4 protein-coding genes are annotated in these 2,235 nt (G+C 68.3%); 1 reads left to right on the plus strand and 3 read right to left on the minus strand.

Going from position 1 to position 2,235, the window contains the following annotated elements; genetic code table 11:
* The 3 genes from Mterra_RS20495 to Mterra_RS20505 form a co-directional block, all read right to left on the minus strand.
* Nucleotides 1-746, minus strand: a 746-nt coding sequence (locus tag Mterra_RS20495) for an NAD(P)-dependent alcohol dehydrogenase (RefSeq protein ID WP_147372994.1), incomplete at its 3' end; no start/stop codon positions are given.
* A gap of 104 nt (nt 747-850) precedes the next feature.
* Nucleotides 851-1,081 carry a helix-turn-helix transcriptional regulator gene (locus Mterra_RS20500; protein ID WP_027892536.1) on the minus strand — a complete coding sequence of 77 codons (231 nt, stop codon included), beginning with the start codon at nt 1,079-1,081 and terminating at the stop codon, nt 851-853.
* Complete coding sequence (locus Mterra_RS20505; protein ID WP_147372996.1) at nt 1,075-1,503, minus strand: hypothetical protein; 429 nt, start codon at nt 1,501-1,503, stop codon at nt 1,075-1,077. Before Mterra_RS20505 ends, Mterra_RS20500 begins: the two co-directional genes overlap by 7 nt.
* A gap of 250 nt (nt 1,504-1,753) precedes the next feature.
* Between Mterra_RS20505 and Mterra_RS20510 the strand changes: the two genes are divergently transcribed.
* A partial coding sequence (locus Mterra_RS20510; RefSeq protein WP_119316777.1) for an LptF/LptG family permease occupies nt 1,754-2,235 on the plus strand: 482 nt, incomplete at its 3' end.

Raw genomic sequence — 2,235 nt, forward strand, 5'->3', positions numbered from 1 at the left:
TGCAGGATCCGGTTGAAGTGACCCCCGACCAGCGCGTAAACACCCTGAGGGCCGAGCGCGGGCCGGTACTCCGAAAACGGGCGGTAAGCCGCGACGTCGAGGATCAGGTCGTAGCTCCGGCCGCTCTTGGTGAAGTCCTCCTTGGCGTAGTCAACGACGTGGTCCGCCCCGAGGGAGCGCGCCAGGTCCACTTTCTGCGAACTGCACACCGCCGTCACCCGTGCGCCGAGCGCCTTGGCGATCTGCACCGCGAACGTCCCCACGCCGCCGGAGGCGCCGTTGATCAGCACCTCCTGCCCGGGCCGGATCCCGCCGGCGTCCCGCAGCCCCTGCAGCGCGGTCACGGCCGCCATCGGCACGGCCGCCGCCTCCTCGAACGCCAGGCGCGGCGGCTTCAGCGCCAGGGCCTGCTCCTTGGCGCAGACGTACTCGGCCAGCCCGCCGAGCCCGCTGCCGGACAGGTCGCCGAACACCTCGTCCCCGGGCTTGAAGCCCTTCACGTCCTTCCCCACCGCCTCGACCCGCCCCGCGACGTCGGCGCCGAGGACCGGGTGCTTGGGCCGGAAGAGCCCGAACATCAGCCGCAGCAGGCGCGGGGTGCCCGTCAAAAGCCGCCAGTCGGCCGCGTTGAGGGCCGTGGCGTGCACCCTGACCAGCACCTCGCCGGCCTTCGGGACGGGCTTGGGCACCTCCTTGAGCTCGAGAACGTCGGGGGAACCGTACCGGGTATATACCATCGCCTTCATCTGCCATCTCCTTTCGAGCACGACGGCTCGCCTGGGGCCTCATGGGCCTCCTGCACCGCACGTCGCCGGGGCTGCCGCCTCAGCCGCAGCCATCCGGCTATCGATTACCGGCCATCGGCCTCATCCGGGTAGTGGAACACCTCCTCGAGCGGCACCTTGAACACCCGGGCGATCCGGAAGGCCATCTCGAGCGAGGGCGAGTACTTGCCCTGCTCGATGGCGATGATGGTCTGCCGGGTCACGCCCACCCGGTCGGCGAGTTCGGCCTGGGTCATCTCGCCGTGGGCGAAGCGCAGGGCGCGGATGGAGTTGGTGATCTTCGTCGGCTTCACCACGGGTAAAAACCCCGCCGGTACGACACGATCATGACCACCGAGGCGACGAGCGCCGCGCCGACGAAGCCGAAGTAGAGGGCGTTGGCGATCCAGAAGTGGTCGAGCTCGAGCAGGGCCATGACGAGCGCGGCGATCCCCGCGACGTCCACGAAGAAGCGGCTGCTGTGATCCCCGAAGCGCTGGATCTCGCGGTCGCGCTGGTCGCTCCTGCCGGCCTCTCGAGGCGCGGCGACCACGATCAGGAGGCGGCCCAGGATCGAAGCGACCGCAGCGCCCCCGATGGCCCACAGCATCGGGCGCGCGTAGGCGATCTCCGCAGGCGGGGTGCTGAGAAGCTGCCCCACCAGCCACGCCAGATAGCCCACGAAGGCCGCGACCGAAACGACCAGAAAAACCCAGGTCCCCTTCTCCTCGTACGTCATCCCGCCTCCTCCGAACCGCCGGGCGCTCGAGCCGATGTCAAAAATCTTTGACGTCCCCAATGTAAGCCATTCTTTACTCAATGTCAAATATTCCTAACATCCCCCATGATCCGCCCCCGGCCTAGCTATCGGCGTTCGACGTCCGGCGTCTCGCGTTGGGCGCTGGGCGTTGGGCGTTCAGCTACCGACCACCGGCCCGCCCCTCCGTTCTAGCCTTTTCATCATGGTGCCGCCGTATACTGCCGCCAGCATGCTCCGACGCTATTTCCTTCGCGAAGCCCTGAGCCTGTACCTGGTGGGATTTCTGATCTTCGTCGGGCTGCTCACCAGCGACTTCTTCACCTCGTGGGCGGGCGCCTTCGCCCGGATGGGGACGCCGGTGCAGGACATGCTGCTTTTGTGGCTGTACCGGATGCCGTACTTCCTGGGCGTGGCCCTGGCCTTCGGGCTGGTGTTCGCGCTGCTGATCACGCTGGCCCGCTGGATCCGGCAGTCCGAGCTCAAGGCCATGTACGCCGGGGGCGTCCGGCCGATGGTGCTGCTGCTGCCGGTGCTGGGGGTGGGGGCGGTGGTGAGCGGGCTGGCCCTGTTCACCTGGGGCTGGCTGCGCCCGGAGGCCCAGCTCCGCTTCGACGCGCTCAAGGACCGCATCTTCTACGGCAGCAGCCCCTCGGGCGTGCTGACCGACCAGCTCTACACCCCCCAGGGCTACGGGCTGTACTACGCCGAGCG

This window comes from Calidithermus terrae (assembly GCF_003574345.1).
Taxonomy (GTDB): Bacteria; Deinococcota; Deinococci; order Deinococcales; family Thermaceae; genus Calidithermus; species Calidithermus chliarophilus.

What these genes read in the sequence shown, in the direction of transcription:
- Mterra_RS20505 (WP_147372996.1), bottom strand. Translation starts at nt 1,503, where the DNA reads ATGACGTACGAGGAGAAGGGGACCTGGGTTTTTCTGGTCGTTTCGGTC.